Genomic DNA, 13,388 nt, shown 5'->3' with positions numbered 1-13,388 from the left:
TCTATGCGCATTATTTCTGCTCGCCAAGCCTGGCACGACTCCCTGCACCACAACCGCGACTCGGTCTTGGCCGTTGCCGCGCAGAAGGCCGAGCTGGGCCGCAAGCACGGAACGGGGGAGGGCAAGGTCATCGTGATGCTCGAGGACCACGACGGTCAGCAGGTGGCCCGGACCTATAAGTCCAGGCAGAAGGGCGACAACGTCCACGAGACGCGCCCGGGCCGTCGCCTGAGCACCGACCAGTGCGCCCATATGCTGGCCGCCGGCCTGATCATGCAGGCGATCGACACCCTGCCCAAGCCGGTTCAGCACTTCGGCCACTATCTCTACTCGCCAACCGCCACTTTCAATGACCTGTCCATCGCTCACGGCATGGTGTGGCTGAGCTCTGGCCTGGATAAGCTGACCGACAAGCAGCGCTGCCGGGCTTACTGGATGGCTCTAGCCGCTATCCAGTCCCACAAGCGCATCGTCAGTGGCGGCGAGGAGCTGGCGCCGGGCGAGGTGTGCATGATCATGGAAGAGCGTACCGGCTGCCGCATCAACCCCAGCAACTGGGCTCGCGACTATGCAGAAGTCTGGGCGCACCTGGCCAAGAAGGTGGATGGCCTAGATCGCACCGCGCTGCGCCCCGTTGCCGAGGTCGTTGAGAGCCTGCTGAGCGCTGAAGAACTCAGCTCGAACGACTATGACCGGTGGATCCGCCAGCCCGGCGAAAAAGCCGCTTGACGATTTGAAGAGCAAAATGGCATAGTTTTGCCACTGTGACACATTTCGCCTAAAGCCCCGCCAGAGCCATCTGACGGGGCTTTTTTCGTTTCAGGGCGGCCGGTAGCACGATGGTCTTGAAAGGGGAGCGCACCCCGAAGCCAACCGGTGGGCACATCTAGCCGACCCCCTGAGCCAAGCATGGTGGCAGCGCCCATGGGTCCCACGAAGTCGCGAATGACCGGGACGACAACATCTGCCCGCCGGGGAAGCGCCGGCATCATCCATAGGCTCGCATCTGCGGGCCTTTTTTATGCCTGGAAGAGGGCGCACCGCGAGGGCTAGCCAGTGAATTTCAGTCTGGAAGCCATCCTGCTCTGGTGCCTGCCGGGCTTTCTGGGTGGCTTCGGCGGCGTGATCGCCTACATCTCGAAGCTGACCACCAAGAACCGGTTCTCCGCCGGCATGTTCATCACGAAGTTCCTGACCGCCTTCTTCGTAGGGCGCGCGTTCGGCTACTTCTTCCCTGTCACCAGTGAAGTCCACTACGGCTACATCATGGTCCTTGGCTTCGCCGCCTCCCCGGTCATCGCGATCCTGGAGGACAAGGCCAAGGCGTGGGCGAGTCGACTCAGCCCGCCAGGAGCAAGCTGATGCTGCTGATCACCATCTTCGCCATGCTGACCTACAGCCTGGTAGTCGCACGATGCGGCTGGTTCGTTTGGCAGGGAGGCGATTACCGGCAGGACGACCGGGCCGAGGTAGCGCACATCGTGTGTGCCTCGCTGCTCTACTTGGTCACGCTGGTGTCGCTCTGGGTGTTCGAGCCCTGGAAGCTGGTCAATAACAGCATCGTCGGCGCCATGGTGCTGGCACACACGATCTTCTGCGGCAGCTACTTCTACCGTCGCATCGGCGCCCTGATGGATGGCCGAGACCGGCGCAAGCTGCCTCATCGCCGCGCATCGAGGGCGAACCCATGAAACAGATAAAGAGCGGCGCCCGCTGGCTGATGACCTGCATTGCTCTGCTGGTGTTCGGCACAGGCCTCGGCTACTTCGGCCGCACCTGGGAGTGCCGGTCCGGCACCCAGACGGTGTATGTCGCTGCGCCCGGCTTCGAGTCCGGCGCCATGGACCTGCCGGCCAAGCTGTACCGCCTGCAGGTCTCATCCTGCACTCTGCCCGCTCAGTGGGGTGGCGATAAGCCGCCGCTGGAGGGTTACCCGTGAGCAACGGCCAGACTATCGAATATCTGGGTGAGCAGATCGAACGCCTGCTCAACCTGGGTGCAGTCCTTGATATGCCGCTGCCTGATCACCTTCATGTCGATCAATTGAGGAGATTGCTGCCGGAAATCACCGCTGACCTCCGAAAGGTATACGCGGACCTGGCAGGAGAAGATCCGTGGGGTGATCCATGATCAAGCCAGAAAAGCCCTGGCCACGCTGCTCCGGCGATGCCGACGGGTGCTGGCAGGATCGGGATCGCATTGATATCCCGGTCAAAGGCTGGGGCGAACGACCGTCTGCCCCGCCACCACCTCCCACGGTCGAGTACGCATTCCGTACCAGACTTGCTGGTCCCGGCGAGCGGCCATCCGCTGGAGCGATCTGGCAAATGCTCGCCGTCATTGCGGTATCGGTGACCATCGGCATCTACATCGGCCGCCATATCGCGGGCAGCTAAACGTGACATGTCACGAATTCATCTATCGGAGACTTTCCTGTGAGCGACGACCAAAGCATTGAGCAAGAGATCCAATCCAGAGGCCTGACCGCTCCGCGCGTTACTCCGGCCGACATCGAAGCGAACATCCTCAGCGAGCACTACTTCACCGCTGGCGATGGCTATGCCGGTGCTGCTGCGCTGACCATCGAAGAGGGCGGCGTAATTCAGCCGCCCGAGCAGCTGGACCTGCTGACCTTCTGCGTGCTGATCCTGCAGAACGGCTTCACGGTAACCGGCGAAAGCGCCTGCGCCAGCCCGGAGAACTTCGACGCCGAGGTCGGCCGCAAGATCGCCCGCACCAACGCCATCAACAAGGTCTGGCCGCTGATGGGCTACGCGCTCAAGCAGCAGCTGCACAACGACAAGGAGTAGCGCCATGGTTTCCCAACGCTTCCGGAGCATCGCATTCGCCCTGATCGCCGGCCTGGCACTGACACTCACTCGCCTCGATCAATGCATCGGACTCAGTGCGCGAGCCAGCTACATCTGCCGTGATCTGCCGGCAGTGGCTTCGGCAAAGTTCAGGCTGGTCATGGCCCTCTGGCGTGCGTATGAGCCGGTACGGTCTACACGGCCTGGCGCCAACCTGATCGCTTCTAGCAATCACTTCTCGTTGGCCAATGCGCTGCGCGATCGGGCGATGCCTGATCTGGCTGCGTGATCAAGATCACTGCTCAGGGCCTGACTGACCAGCTCTCCGAGCTGACCGAACTTGAGCAGCGGCAGATCCCCTTCGCTACAGCGCTCGCGCTCACCCGCACTGCCCAGGATGTTAAGGCCGCCATTGAGGCAGAGATGCCCACGGTGTTCGACCGCCCCACCAAATGGACGCTGAACAGCCTGCGCCTGATCCCTGCTCGCAAGGACAGGCTGCTGGCCAGGGTGTGGATCAAGGACGAGGCGGACAAGTCATCGCCTGCCACCAAGTGGCTGGCACCTGAGGTCTACGGCGGCGATCGCCCTGACAAGCGCAGTGAAGCGATGCTGCGGGCGCGAGGCATCCTGCCCGCCGGCAAGTACGTGGTGCCAGGCGCAGGGGCTGACCTCGATCAGTACGGCAACATCAAGCGCGGGCAGCTGACCAAGGCGCTGTCAGGCATCCGAGGCTTCGGTGAGACGGGCTACAACGCCAATGCCACCGACAGCAAGCGCAGCCTGGCCAAGCGCAACGCTCAGTCGTTCTTCGTGCTGACCAAGGCTGGCAAGCCCATCGGCATAGCCCGACGCACTGGTCGCAAGCGCGAGGACCTGAGCATCTTCCTGGCCTTCGTCGACAAGCCGACCTATCGCAAGCGCCTGGACTTCTTCGGCATTGGTGAGCGCGTCGCCAATGAGCGACTCGCGTTCCACTTCGAGGAAGCCATGGCCCAGGCCCTGCGCACCCGCCGTCGATAGCGACGCACCACTATGGTGCTGGGTGGGGTCTTGGGTCCTTCCCGGGGGAGGGCCCATTGGGGGTGATTCGAGCCCCGTTTTTTCTCTATTCACGGACTTTTTCCAGGACTTCCGTTTCCGGTTCCGGTTGGGCATCTCATGGCGACTCAGATCGAAGTGGCGAAGCACCTCGATCTCAGCGATCGGCAGGTGCGCAATCTCCTTACAGACGGCGTCCTGCCTGGCTCCAAGGGAAAAGGCGGGTACGACATCGAAGCCTGCCGGCTGGCCTACATCCGGCACCTTCGGGGGCTGGGAAACAGCCAGGTCAAACCGGAAATGGACCCGGAGCAGGGCGACATCGACCCGCTCATCGAGTACCGGCTGACGCAAGAGCGTCTGCGGCTCACCGCGGCCCAGTCAGAGGCCCAAGAACTCAAGAACGAGGTGACCAAGAAGCGGCTGATACCGGCCGACTTCATCACCTTCGCGTTTGCCAAATTCATCCCGGCCGCCGGCTCGATCTTCGACACGGTGGTCATGACGCTGCGCCGTCGACATCCCGACCTCACCCCGGGTCAGCTCGACTCCATTGGCCGAGAGCTGACCAAGGCGCGCAACACCATCGCCCAGGCGGCGGAACGCCTACCGGAGTGGCATGACGAGTTTATCGACAGCGCAGATTGAGGCCTGCCAGGCGGCGATGTCTGCCGGCCTGCTGTCTCTGCGCCGCGATGCACCTCAGACGCCGGTGGCCTGGGCGGACGATCACTTCTACCTCTCCAGCGAGTCGTCCTACCAGGAAGGCCGCTGGGAGACGCTGCCCTACCAGGTGGCCATCCTCAACGCGATGGGGAACGATGAGATCCGGGTGGTCAACGTGATCAAGTCGGCCCGGGTGGGCTACTCGAAGATGCTGCTGGCGGCCTCGGCGTACCAGATCGAGCACAAGCGCCGGCACATCGCGTTCTTTCTGCCTGACGATGGCAGTGCGGACCTCTTCATGAAGTCCGAGATCGAGACGATGATCCGCGACGTCGGCGCCGTCCGGGAGCTGGCGCCCTGGCACGGCAAGAAGCACCGGGACAACACGCTCGACATCAAGAAATTTAGCCACGGCAAGCAGCTTTGGTGCCGCGGCGGCGCTGCGGGCAAGAACTACCGGGCGATTTCCGCTGACACCGTCATCTATGACGAACTGGCGGCCTTTGACCACGACATCGACAAGGAAGGCTCGCCGCTGGTCCTGGGTGACAAGCGGATTGAGGGCTCGACGTTCCCGAAGTCGATTCGAGGCAGCACACCGAAGCTACGCGGCCCCATCGACCGGGGTGGCTGCCAAATCGAGGGCGCCGTCCAGAAATCACCGCATCTGTTCCGCTTTCACCTGCCGTGCCCGCACTGTGGCGCCGAGCAGTACCTGAAGTGGGGCGGCAAGGACTGCTCCTTCGGCATCAAATGGGACCCGGACAAACCCGACGACGCCTGGTACGTCTGCGAGGTGACCGGCTGCATCATCCGCTATCCGGAGGCGCTCGACGCGCAGCGCGTGGCGCGCTGGGTATGTGAGAAGACCGGCATCTGGACCCGCGATGGCTTCGATTTCTTCGACGCCGAGGGCCAGCCGATCCCGACTCCGGAGTCGCTGAGCTTCCATATCTGGACGGCCTACAGCTTCTTCGTGTCCTGGGGCCGCATTGCCCAAGACTTCCTCCAGGCCAAGGGCAGCCGCAGCGACCTGAAGACCTTCGTCAACACCACCCTGGGCGAAACCTGGGAGGAAGACCAGGGCGAGCGACTGGAGTGGGACACGCTGCTGGGCCGCCGTGAGGTCTGGCAGGGCGAGATCCCGGCGCAGGCCGTGGCGCTCACCGGCGGCGGTGACACCCAGGACGACCGCTACGAAGGCCGCGTCTGGGCCTGGGGCCCGAACGAGGAGTGCTGGCTGGTCTATCGATTCGTGCTGATGGGCGACCCTGGTGGCGAAGAGCTGCGCCGCAAGCGCGATCTGGAGCTGCACCGGCAGTTCACCAGGGCCGACGGCTTGGTGATGAAGGTCGAGCGCTGGTGCTGGGACGCCGGTGGCCACTACATGGACCAGGTGTGCGACGACAGCAAGAAGAACGGGGTGCTCTGGATGATCCCCATCATCGGCGCGCCGATCTACGGCAAGCCGATCGCGAGCTTCCCGACCAAGCGCAACAAGCACGGCGTCTACCTGACCACGGTCGGTACCGACAACGCGAAAGAGCTGATCTACAGCCGCCTCCGGCTGCCGCTGGACGTGGCGAAGAGCCAGGCCGGCGTATCGCAGCCGCAAGTGGTGCACCTGCCAGCCAATGACCTCATCTGCGATGAGGCTGAGGTCAAGCAGATGACCGCCGAGAGCAAGGTACTGAAGCTGGTCGGTGGCGTGCAGCAGTACCGCTGGGACAACAAAGGCCGCCGGAACGAAGCGGGCGACTGTTTCGTTTACTCCCTGGCCGCGCTGCGTATCAGCCAGCAGCGCTTCGGCCTGGACCTGAACGCCCTAGTGGCCGCCCCCGAAGCCGGCGGCGACACCGCTGCAACCGAACAGCCCCGCGAGCGGGCACGCAAGAAATCTGACTTCTGGAACCGATGACCATGGCCTTCACCCGCGAACAGCACCAGGCGCTGCAGGAGGCGATCGCCAATGGCGCGCTGACCGTGGACTTCAACGGCCGGCGCGTCACCTACCGATCGCTCGACGAGATGATGCGCATCCTGTCGCTCATGGAGCGCGATCTGGGCGGCAACCAGGTACCCAACGACCGCCGGCGCTACGCCTCCTTCTCGAAAGGCCACTGACATGGGTGTGATTGACGACTGGTTTCCCGGCTTGGCTGCGAAGCGCGCTGAGCAGCGCCTGAAGAAAGCCCGCGCCGATACCGTGCGCGACATGCTGACCCGGCGCTTCGAAGGCGCCGCCGGCGGACGCCGTAATGAGGGTTGGCGCAGCACCGGCACTGATGCCAACGCTGAGAACGCTCCGGCCCTGGCCAAGCTGCGTAACCGCGCGCGCGACCTGCGCCGGAACAACCCCTACGCCGAGCGGGCCATCACCGGCATCGCTGACAACGTGGTCGGCGCCGGCATAGTGCCGCGGCCCCTGGCCCGATCCGACCGTGCCAACAAGAAGCTGGGCGACCTCTGGCGCGCCTGGGCGGAGACCACGCTTTGCGATGCCGACGGCCTGGAGAACTTCTACGGCCTGCAGCACAAGGGCGTGGAGGCCGCTGGTGGCGATGGTGAGGTCCTGCTGCGCCGGCGCCGCCGCTTCAGCTCCGACGGCCTGCCGGTCCCCCTGCAGATCCAGATGCTGGAGGCTGACTTCCTCGACGAGAGCAAGGACGGCCCGATCGGCGCGAACCGGGTCATCCAAGGCGTCGAGTTCGACGTCATTGGCCGCCGGGTCGCCTACTGGCTCTTCGACGAGCATCCCGGCGCCAACGCTGCCTGGGGATCCCTGACTTCCAAGCGGGTGCCGGCGGAAGACGTCATCCACCTGTACCTGCCTAAGCGGCCGGGCCAGGCGCGCGGCTTCACCTGGTTCGCGCCAGTGATGCAGCGGATGCGCAGCCTGGACGAGATGGAAGACGCCGTGATGGAGCAGGCCAAGATCGCGGCCTGCTTCGCGGCGTTCGTTACCAAGGGCGAACAGGCGACCAGCAATACCAAGTCCCCGCTGATCGACCACGTCGAGCCCGGCATCGTGCAGGAGCTGGGCCTGGGCGAAAGCGTCAGCTTCGGCACTCCGCCCACCTTCAACGGGTACCAGCCCTACAGCTGGCAGAGCCTCCACGCGATCGCTGTGGGCCTGGGTGTCCCCTACGAGCTGCTGGCCGGCGACCTGAAGGGCGTCAACTTCTCCAGTGGCCGCATGGGCTGGCTGCACTTCGCCCGCCGGGTGGACGTGTGGCAGTGGCGGATGCTGATTCCGCAGCTGTGCGAGGGCGTCTGGCGCTGGTTCATGGAGGCCCAGGCCTTGCTGCCGGGCGGTGTCCTCGAGGATGCCCGCGCCGAGTGGGTGCCGCCGCGCCGCGACATGGTGAACCCGAGCGAAGAGACCGAGAACCTCAAGGAACGCATCCGCAACGGCCTGACCACCTGGCAGGACGGACTGCGGGAGCTCGGGGTGACCGATCCCGACGCCCACGCCGAGCAGATCGCCAAGAACAACGCCCTGCTGGACAAGCACGGCCTGATCCTCGACTGCGATCCGCGCCGCGTGGCCACCGCTGGCGCCGCCACCCCGGCTGATGCCAGCACCGATTCCACCGATGACAAAACCGACGAGAGTAAATCCGATGCCGGAAGCACTGACTCCCAAGACGCATGAGACCCCGCTGCGGGTGCTGCGGGCCGCGGTGCGCCCCGGCACCGTTGATACCGAGGCCCGCACCGTCGAGCTGGTATGGACCACCGGCGCCAAAGGCCGCCGCTGGGCCTGGGACGTGGGCAGCTACATGGAGGAGCTGGACCTGTCGCCCGATTCGGTCCGCCTGGAGCGGCTGAACAACGGCGCGCCGTTGCTCAACACGCACAGCACCTACGACCTTGACGATGTCCTGGGCGTGGTGGAGCGCGCTTGGATCGAGGGCGGCGAAGGCCGGGCCCTGGTCCGCTTCAGCGAGCGCGAGGAAGTGGAGCCCATCTTCCGCGACGTGAAGAGCGGAATCCTCCGCAACATCAGCGTTGGCTACGCCGTGCACCGCTACGAGGTGATCGAGGCGGAAGACGACAAGCTGCCGACCTACCGCGCAATGGACTGGGAGCCGCTGGAGCTCTCCCTGGTGCCGATCGGCTTCGACGACGGAGCCAAGACCCGCAACGCGGAGAACCCCGCCGAGTACAAGGGGCCCCGCTTCCAAACCCAATTCAATGTCCGGGAGGCCCAAGCGCCTGCCGAGCAACCGGCCGCCGTGGCCACCACCCAAGAGGAACCTGTGATGACCGAAGAAGAGAAGCGCGCGGCCGAGCAGCAACGCCAAGCCGAGCAGCAGCAAGCGATCGAGAACGAGCGCAAGCGCTGCCTGACCATCCGCCAGATGGCGCGCAAGGTCGGCCTGGGCGATGACGATGTCGAAGGCCTGATCGAGCGCGGCGTGTCGGTGGCTGATGCCAGCGCTGCCCTGATCGACAAGGTCGCCGAGCGTCAGCAGACCCAGCAGGGTCAGAGCCGCAACAGCCAGGCCACTGTGACCAGCACCACCGACACCGGTGTGCTGAATGCCAAGCGTGATGCCATGCAGGCCGCGCTGATCCATCGCTGCGATGCCAGCGCCCAGCTGCCGGAAGCGGCCCGCGAGTTCCGCGGCATGCGCCTGGTGGACATGGCTCGCGAGTTCGTCACCCTGTCCGGCGGCAACGCTCGCGGGATGACCGCTCAGGAAGTCGCCCGCGCCGCCCTGGGCTGCGATCGCCAGGCGGTACGCGCCGCCGGCATGCACACCATTAGCGATTTCCCGCTGCTGCTGGGGAACACCGTCAACCGCACCCTGCGCGCTGGCTATGAGTTGGCACCGCAGACCTGGCGCGTCCTGGGTCGCCAGACCACCGTGCCGGACTTCCGCGAAGTGACCCGCGCTGCCCTGGGCGACATTGCCGCCCTGGAAAAGGTGAAGGAACACGGCGAGTACAAGTACGGCACCCTGGACGAAGAGGGCGCCCCGCTGCGCGTCGTCAAGTACGGCAAGATCATCGCCATCACCTGGGAAGCCATCGTCAACGACGACCTGGGCGTGTTCACCCGGATCCCCACCGCGCTCGGCGCCGCCGCTGCGCAGACCGAGAGCGATGCGGTGTGGAGCCTGATCCTGGGCAACGCCAACTTCACCGACGGCAAGCCGTTCTTCGACGCCTCCCACGGCAACGTGGCGGCCAGCGGCGGCCCGATCAACGCCACCACCCTGGCCGCTGCCCGCGCCGCGCTGCGCAAGCAGAAGTCCAAGGCCGGCCAGTTCCTCAACGTGGAGCCGAAGTACCTGGTGGTGGGCCCGGACAAAGAGCTGGAGGCCTACCAGTACACCAGCTCGCTGTACGTGCCGGCCAAGAACAGCGACATCAACGACCCTCGCAATGCCCAGCTGACCGTGATCGTCGATGCCCGCATCCCCGGCAACCAGTGGTTCCTGATCGCCACCCCTGGCCTGGTCGATACCTTCGAGTACGCCTACCTGGAAGGCGAGCAGGGCGTGTTCACCGAGACCCGCGAGGGCTTCGAGGTGGACGGCCTGGAGGTCAAGGCGCGGCTGGTCTTCGGCGCGGCCTGGATCGACTACCGCGGCGCCTACAAGAACCCCGGCAACTGATAGGCGAGGGTGCCTGCGGGCGCCCCTGCTGAACCCTTCGCATCCAAGAGGAACGCTCCATGAAGAACTTCATTCAAGCCGGCGACTGCATCACCTTGCCGGCCCCCGCCGGAGGCACCGTGTCCGGCGATCTGTACAAGGTCGGCGGCCTGGTTGGCGTTGCGGCCACCACTGAAGCCGAGGGCAAGGACGTGGTGCTCAAGACCACCGGCGTGTTCGAGCTGGACAAGATCAGCGCCCAGGCCTGGGCCATCGGCGACGTGATCTACATGAACGGCACCAGCCGCATGGCGACCAACGTCTCCGCCTCCGGCTTGTTCCGCATCGGCGTGGTCACCGAGGTCGCGGCCAACCCCTCGGCTGTCGGCCGCGTCCGCCTGGACGGCACCTCCGTCACCGCGGTGGCGTGATGATGTTCGGCAAGCTCATCGAGCAGATGGAGACCATCGGGCATCGGTGTCTTGCCGACTCCCGGGGCGACTACCTGGAAGCCGAGGCACCGCCGGTGCGCGGCATCCTGCTCCGGGTAGACCGCAACCTCCAGCAGAACGGCCCGGACGGGATCTTCCTGACCGGCCAGGCCGCCATCACCTGGCTGGTCAAGGATCTTCCGGCCGCCAACCGCGGGGCGCACTTCGTCATCGGCTGCACCCGCTACCGGGTCGACGACATTGCCCGCGATGACGGCTACGAAATCATGGCTATAACCACTCCCGAGACCTGATCCATGGCGAACAAGCTGACGCTGATCCGGCACGCGCTGCTGGCTCGGCTGGGCACCATCACGCCTGCCAACGACTACCGCACCGAGGCCGGCGCCAATGTCCGCTCTGGTTGGCTCAATGAGCTGGTAAAGGAGAAGGGCAGTGCCTTTCCCCTGATCGTCGTCCAGCCAGGCCGTGACCAGGCGCCGACTCCAGGACCGGGGGCGCTCAAGCTGGTGCGCGGCTACGAAATCGTCGGCGCCGTCTCCACCCAAGTCGAGGATTACGAAGCGGTGCTGGATGAGCTGGAACTGGACCTGCTGCAGGCGCTGACGCCGATTCCCGGCGTGCTGCTGCCATGGGGTCGGCCGCACATCTCCAGCATCACCCTCGGTGCGCCGACGCATTACCCGCCTGGCGATGGCATGAACGCCGCCGCCGTGCTGATCCCCATCTACCTCCACACCGTCATCGAGGGCCGCATCCCATGACCGATTCCAAGACCCAGGAACTCAAGGCCGAAGCCGAAGAGCGCCGCTACGAAGTCAAGCTGATCAAGCCGCACACCCATGCAGGCGAAGAGCTGCAGCCCGGCGACACCCTCAAGGTGACCGCTGCGCAGCGCGCCTGGCTCAAGGACGCCGGCGTGATCGAAAACCCCACCGCCGACGTCTCGAAGGAGAAATAACATGGCGCAGAAGAAAGAGACGTTCGTTATCGGCGGCTGGCTGAAGGCTCGCGAGGCCGGAACCAACCTGCCGTTCCAGAAGTGCGGCCTGGTCTCGACTATCCAGCACACCGTAGAAACCAACGACATCACCCTGGCCGACACCACCACCCCGCAGGGCGGCGAGTACGACTCGGTGTCGCGCGTCACCAGCGTGGGCCTGTCGGTCAACTTCCGCGAGCTCTACACCTGGGTGCTGGGCGCCTTGGTCTGGGGTGACACCACCAGCGTGCCCTCGACGACCATCACCGACGAGACCCACCTGGCCGGCGTCGATGGCACCATTGCCCTGGCTCAGATGCCGCTGACCATCGCCAGTGTGGCGGCCGGCACCGGCTCGACCACCTTCAAGGAAGACGATGACTGGGTCATGACCGGTAGCGGCATCGAGCCCGTACCGGGCGGCGCTCTGGAGGCGGCCATCAAGGCGGCCGGCACCACGCCCTACAGCGTGAAGGTCAGCTACACCTCGGCAACCGTGGACGTCGTCCAGGCGCTGACCAACAGCGGTAAGACCTTCGAATTCCTGTTTGAGGGTGAGAACGCCGCCGGCACCCAGAAGCGCATCGAGGCACGCTACTTCCGTGTCCGCCTGAACCCGGCGTCCAGCTTCGACTGGATCAACACCGAGGACTTCATGGGCGCCGAGACCACCGCCAAGGTGCTGCTGGACTCGTCTAAGGTGGGCTCCGGCCTGTCGAAGTACTGCCGGATCCGCAAAGAGGTCTGACGGTCACGCCTGGCGGGGACCTAAGACCGCTCATCCAGACCCAGGGCAACCTGGGTTTTGGATTTTGGTGAAAGTGATACATTCCTCACAGTTTTCGGGAGGGATGCCCATGAGAGTGGTTCTAATTGCTGTAGCTCTTCTGCTAGTCGCCGGTATGTCACAGGCCGCCAGCGTCTTTAAGTGCGTTGATGCCAAAGGAAAGATCACCTTCACTGCGCACGCAAATTGTCCAGACAACCATGCGCTTGACGAGGTCGTGTCCGCTCGCAATCCGACTATCAGTTCGGCAGGCGAGGAAACGGTGATGGCAGAGCGGCGAGTTTACCGGACGCATGGGCAGGCCTATTACGGCGCCCCTCCATCAACAGCGAGCGGTGGCGTTACAGTCGTAGGGGCCAGCCGAATCAGGCCAGATTGCGATACCGGCCTAAACGACCAGGATCTGCGTACCGCAAAAGTCCGCAAGGAGATCGTGTCTGGCATGACTCGTAGCCAGGTGGCTAGCATCCAAAACGACGACCCGAGGCGAGGCCGCGGCGGAGCCGGAACAGATGTGAAAGTGAGTAGTGACTATAAGTCGGCTACTGCCGTAACGTATGACCGTAATGGATGCGCTGGCAGCGTAGATACCTGGCAACGCCGGTAAAATAGAACAGTGTTATAGAGCCCGCCTTAAGGCGGGTTTTTTATTGCCCGGAGAAAAGCATGGCAGAGCTTTCCAGTAGTCGCGTCCTGAACATGGACGGCCAAGAGATCATCGTCCGTGAGCTGACAGTGGCCGGCGTCCGCCAGATGCTTATGGCCGAAATCGGTGAAGATGTGGTGAACCTGCAGCTTTTCAGCGACGTCCGCCTAGAGGATCTGGTGCAAATGACATCTCTGACCGCTGATCAGATTGATGCAATGCGACCCAGCCAACTGGAGCAGGTCATCAAGGCGTGCAAGGAGATGAACCCGGATTTTTTCGGGATGCTGGTGCGCCTGGAGGCACTCCGCGCCAAGCGCTAAACCAGCTAGATCAAACCGTCTGCACGCTCATCCGCCTGGGCCATCACCAAGCGTTCAGCTACCCATGGCGACTCT

At 64.3% G+C, this 13,388-nt stretch carries 21 protein-coding genes; all 21 read left to right on the top strand.

Features of this window, described 5'->3' with window-relative positions; all coding sequences use genetic code 11:
- Positions 1-3: 3 nt before the first annotated feature.
- The 21 genes from BMZ43_RS03960 to BMZ43_RS03870 all read left to right on the top strand — a co-directional run bounded on the left by BMZ43_RS03960 (position 4) and on the right by BMZ43_RS03870 (position 13,313).
- Complete coding sequence (locus BMZ43_RS03960; RefSeq protein WP_256562866.1) at positions 4-729, top strand: hypothetical protein; 726 nt, start codon at positions 4-6, stop codon at positions 727-729.
- Positions 730-1,056: 327 nt separating this feature from the next.
- On the top strand, positions 1,057-1,362 hold the full coding sequence (locus tag BMZ43_RS03955; protein ID WP_093250098.1) for a hypothetical protein: 306 nt from the start codon (positions 1,057-1,059) through the stop codon (positions 1,360-1,362).
- Positions 1,362-1,691, top strand: a complete 330-nt coding sequence (locus BMZ43_RS03950) for a hypothetical protein (protein WP_093250094.1) — start codon at positions 1,362-1,364, stop codon at positions 1,689-1,691. The genes BMZ43_RS03955 and BMZ43_RS03950 overlap by 1 nt, the downstream gene beginning before the upstream one ends.
- Entirely contained in the window at positions 1,688-1,939 is a 252-nt protein-coding gene (locus BMZ43_RS03945) for a hypothetical protein (RefSeq protein ID WP_093250090.1), read from the top strand. The genes BMZ43_RS03950 and BMZ43_RS03945 overlap by 4 nt, the downstream gene beginning before the upstream one ends.
- On the top strand, positions 1,936-2,130 hold the full coding sequence (locus BMZ43_RS25995) for a hypothetical protein (RefSeq protein ID WP_143075226.1): 195 nt from the start codon (positions 1,936-1,938) through the stop codon (positions 2,128-2,130). The genes BMZ43_RS03945 and BMZ43_RS25995 overlap by 4 nt, the downstream gene beginning before the upstream one ends.
- Positions 2,127-2,396 carry a hypothetical protein gene (locus BMZ43_RS25990; RefSeq protein ID WP_143075225.1) on the top strand — a complete coding sequence of 90 codons (270 nt, stop codon included), beginning with the start codon at positions 2,127-2,129 and terminating at the stop codon, positions 2,394-2,396. The genes BMZ43_RS25995 and BMZ43_RS25990 overlap by 4 nt, the downstream gene beginning before the upstream one ends.
- A 39-nt stretch (positions 2,397-2,435) precedes the next feature.
- Positions 2,436-2,810, top strand: coding sequence for a Gp49 family protein (locus tag BMZ43_RS03940; protein ID WP_093250087.1), 375 nt, complete (start codon positions 2,436-2,438; stop codon positions 2,808-2,810).
- Between the two features lie 4 nt (positions 2,811-2,814).
- Complete coding sequence (locus BMZ43_RS03935) at positions 2,815-3,099, top strand: hypothetical protein (RefSeq protein ID WP_093250084.1); 285 nt, start codon at positions 2,815-2,817, stop codon at positions 3,097-3,099.
- Positions 3,096-3,833, top strand: a complete 738-nt coding sequence (locus tag BMZ43_RS03930) for a hypothetical protein (RefSeq protein ID WP_093250080.1) — start codon at positions 3,096-3,098, stop codon at positions 3,831-3,833. Before BMZ43_RS03935 ends, BMZ43_RS03930 begins: the two co-directional genes overlap by 4 nt.
- 138 nt (positions 3,834-3,971) lie before the next feature.
- Positions 3,972-4,499 (top strand): terminase small subunit, encoded by a 528-nt coding sequence (locus BMZ43_RS03925; RefSeq protein WP_093250075.1) that lies wholly within the window; start codon positions 3,972-3,974, stop codon positions 4,497-4,499.
- A 16-nt stretch (positions 4,500-4,515) separates the two neighbouring features.
- A complete protein-coding gene (locus BMZ43_RS03920) occupies positions 4,516-6,435 on the top strand; it encodes a phage terminase large subunit family protein (protein WP_093250070.1) in 1,920 nt (639 codons plus the stop codon).
- 2 nt (positions 6,436-6,437) lie between these two features.
- Positions 6,438-6,641 (top strand): phage head-tail joining protein, encoded by a 204-nt coding sequence (locus BMZ43_RS03915; protein ID WP_093250067.1) that lies wholly within the window; start codon positions 6,438-6,440, stop codon positions 6,639-6,641.
- Position 6,642: 1 nt separating this feature from the next.
- Positions 6,643-8,172, top strand: coding sequence for a phage portal protein (locus BMZ43_RS03910; RefSeq protein WP_093250060.1), 1,530 nt, complete (start codon positions 6,643-6,645; stop codon positions 8,170-8,172).
- A complete protein-coding gene (locus BMZ43_RS03905; RefSeq protein WP_256562864.1) occupies positions 8,141-10,144 on the top strand; it encodes a prohead protease/major capsid protein fusion protein in 2,004 nt (667 codons plus the stop codon). Before BMZ43_RS03910 ends, BMZ43_RS03905 begins: the two co-directional genes overlap by 32 nt.
- Positions 10,145-10,203: 59 nt before the next feature.
- Positions 10,204-10,554 (top strand): DUF2190 family protein, encoded by a 351-nt coding sequence (locus BMZ43_RS03900; RefSeq protein WP_093250057.1) that lies wholly within the window; start codon positions 10,204-10,206, stop codon positions 10,552-10,554.
- Entirely contained in the window at positions 10,554-10,868 is a 315-nt protein-coding gene (locus BMZ43_RS03895) for a hypothetical protein (protein WP_093250054.1), read from the top strand. Before BMZ43_RS03900 ends, BMZ43_RS03895 begins: the two co-directional genes overlap by 1 nt.
- A 3-nt stretch (positions 10,869-10,871) precedes the next feature.
- Positions 10,872-11,339: a hypothetical protein gene (locus tag BMZ43_RS03890; protein ID WP_093250050.1), complete on the top strand. Its 468-nt coding sequence runs from the start codon at positions 10,872-10,874 to the stop codon at positions 11,337-11,339.
- Positions 11,336-11,536 carry a DUF7210 family protein gene (locus BMZ43_RS03885; protein WP_093250047.1) on the top strand — a complete coding sequence of 67 codons (201 nt, stop codon included), beginning with the start codon at positions 11,336-11,338 and terminating at the stop codon, positions 11,534-11,536. The genes BMZ43_RS03890 and BMZ43_RS03885 overlap by 4 nt, the downstream gene beginning before the upstream one ends.
- Before the next feature lies 1 nt (position 11,537).
- Positions 11,538-12,305: a phage tail tube protein gene (locus BMZ43_RS03880; RefSeq protein WP_093250044.1), complete on the top strand. Its 768-nt coding sequence runs from the start codon at positions 11,538-11,540 to the stop codon at positions 12,303-12,305.
- Between the two features lie 103 nt (positions 12,306-12,408).
- Positions 12,409-12,951, top strand: a complete 543-nt coding sequence (locus tag BMZ43_RS27175; RefSeq protein ID WP_093250040.1) for a DUF4124 domain-containing protein — start codon at positions 12,409-12,411, stop codon at positions 12,949-12,951.
- Between the two features lie 59 nt (positions 12,952-13,010).
- The gene (locus BMZ43_RS03870; protein WP_093250034.1) at positions 13,011-13,313 is read left to right on the top strand and encodes a hypothetical protein; all 303 of its coding nucleotides are present in this window, start codon (positions 13,011-13,013) and stop codon (positions 13,311-13,313) included.
- The last annotated feature ends 75 nt before the right edge of the window (positions 13,314-13,388 follow it).

The organism is Pseudomonas sp. Snoq117.2 (assembly GCF_900110545.1).
GTDB classification, from domain to species: domain Bacteria; phylum Pseudomonadota; class Gammaproteobacteria; order Pseudomonadales; family Pseudomonadaceae; genus Chryseomonas; species Chryseomonas benzopyrenica.
The sequence above is the reverse complement of the archived record's forward strand: the minus strand, read 5'-3'. Positions and strand labels throughout refer to the sequence as shown.